The organism is Mycobacterium sp. THU-M104 (assembly GCF_049197365.1).
Lineage (GTDB): Bacteria > Actinomycetota > Actinomycetes > Mycobacteriales > Mycobacteriaceae > Mycobacterium.
Map to the genome: position 1 here is coordinate 1 of NZ_JBMIOP010000006.1, position 1,497 is coordinate 1,497.

Genomic DNA, 1,497 nt, shown 5'->3' on the forward strand with positions numbered 1-1,497 from the left:
TCGGGCTTGCCGATCCCGTCGAATGGATCGCGTTGGATCTCTGCGATCAGGCGGGTGATCCGCCGGGCGGTCTTGCGGTCCGAGGCCAGCCAGAAGAGGAAGTCCTGCCAGGCATCGGGGTCGAAGTGGATGCTCCTCACTCCTGGCCGCCGGCCATCTCTCGCAGCTCGTCGATGGATTTGGCGACGGCGGACTGCCCGGCTTTGTCGCGGGCGACCGCGTCCATCAGCCGCCTGGCGTTTTCTGGGGAGCGCAGCAGGTAGACGGTTTCCTGCCACGAGTCGTAGTCATCGGCGGACATGAGCACCGCATCTCCGCTCTTGGAGGTGATGCGTACCGGCTCGTGATCGGTGTTGACTTGCTCGAGCAGGGGGAACAGGCGCCGCCTGGCGTCGCTCGCGCTGATACTCATCGTGATCCTGCCTGAAAGTAGGTACAGAAAACCTGTACTGTCCTGGTACAGGATAACGGTACGTCGAAGCTTTCCTGCGGTAGTCGAACTTGACGACTCGGCGCTTTTCTCGGTGACGTGTCCTGCGCGGTCAGACCGCCACGACGTCGACCAAGTCGCCGAGGCCGTCAAAGTCGTCGGCGTTGCGGGTGTAAAGCCGGGCAGAATGAGCGTGGGCGGTCGCCGCTATCAGCAGGTCCATCGATCGCGCTCGCGGCTGACGTCCTGCGTCAACGACGGCTGCCGCCACCTGACCATAGCTCGCCGCCACGGCATCATCGACAGGCAGCGCGTCGAACTTACGCTGAACGACCAGCAGGCGCCGCAGCCGCTCGGAGCGCGCCTTTTGTTCATGTGCCACCAGAACCCCGAAGTGCAGTTCGGCCACTGTGATTGCGCTGATGGCCAACTCGCCGTCAAGAGGCTCGACATCCGTCGCAATGACCACACTGGTGTCGAGGATCGCTCTCACTGCTTCATCCACGGGTCGCGTATTTCCTGGGCGATTGCCTCACGGTCGGCATTCCACGCGGGATCTGCGGGCCCCGCGAACAGTTCGGACACATCGGCCCACCGCCTCCAAGCTCGAGAAGTCGCGGGAACAAGCCGGGCTCCAGGACGTCCGGCCACGGTGATGGTGATCTCCTCGCCTTCTCCGGCGCGGCGCACGAATTCGGAGGCGTTCTGCCGCAGCTCGCGTAATCCGATCTTCACGCGACCAGGGTAGCGCATGTATAACTTGTGCTACGTCTGGCATGAGGCTACTGCGGCCCAGCCCCCGATCGCCGAACTGCACGAACTGCGGCATGCGCCGGCGGTCTGACGCATCGTGTGTTCTTCGGCGCTGGCACAGATTGTCGCCATGTGGAGATTGTCGCCTCGCTGAAGCAGCCAAGGTGGTCATCGTGAGCGACCCGCGAAGGTGGGCGGAACAGGCGGCCGGAGCCGAAAGGGGCGACGGGTGCTGACGCGCCGCTCACCGGCGGCCGCTCATCGAGTGGGGGCAGGTGTGTGTGGCCGGCGTCGATCCCGCCAAGGCGAGTTAG

At 64.4% G+C, this 1,497-nt stretch carries 4 protein-coding genes; all 4 read right to left on the reverse strand.

The features are described 5' to 3' along the window. Window positions 1-140, reverse strand: a 140-nt coding sequence (locus ACOJVU_RS00290; RefSeq protein WP_421527949.1) for a type II toxin-antitoxin system YoeB family toxin, incomplete at its 3' end; no start/stop codon positions are given. After that, window positions 137-412: a type II toxin-antitoxin system Phd/YefM family antitoxin gene (locus ACOJVU_RS00295; protein WP_343709891.1), complete on the reverse strand. Its 276-nt coding sequence runs from the start codon at window positions 410-412 to the stop codon at window positions 137-139. The genes ACOJVU_RS00290 and ACOJVU_RS00295, both read right to left, overlap by 4 nt. 130 nt (window positions 413-542) lie before the next feature. After that, window positions 543-935: a type II toxin-antitoxin system VapC family toxin gene (locus tag ACOJVU_RS00300; RefSeq protein WP_421527947.1), complete on the reverse strand. Its 393-nt coding sequence runs from the start codon at window positions 933-935 to the stop codon at window positions 543-545. Further along, window positions 920-1,165, reverse strand: coding sequence for a type II toxin-antitoxin system Phd/YefM family antitoxin (locus ACOJVU_RS00305; protein ID WP_421527948.1), 246 nt, complete (start codon window positions 1,163-1,165; stop codon window positions 920-922). The genes ACOJVU_RS00300 and ACOJVU_RS00305 overlap by 16 nt, the downstream gene beginning before the upstream one ends. Window positions 1,166-1,497: the final 332 nt, after the last annotated feature.

Bases quoted from the DNA above. Each gene is read 5' to 3' on its own strand.
- ACOJVU_RS00295 (WP_343709891.1), bottom strand. From the start codon at position 412: ATGAGTATCAGCGCGAGCGACGCCAGGCGGCGCCTGTTCCCCCTGCTC.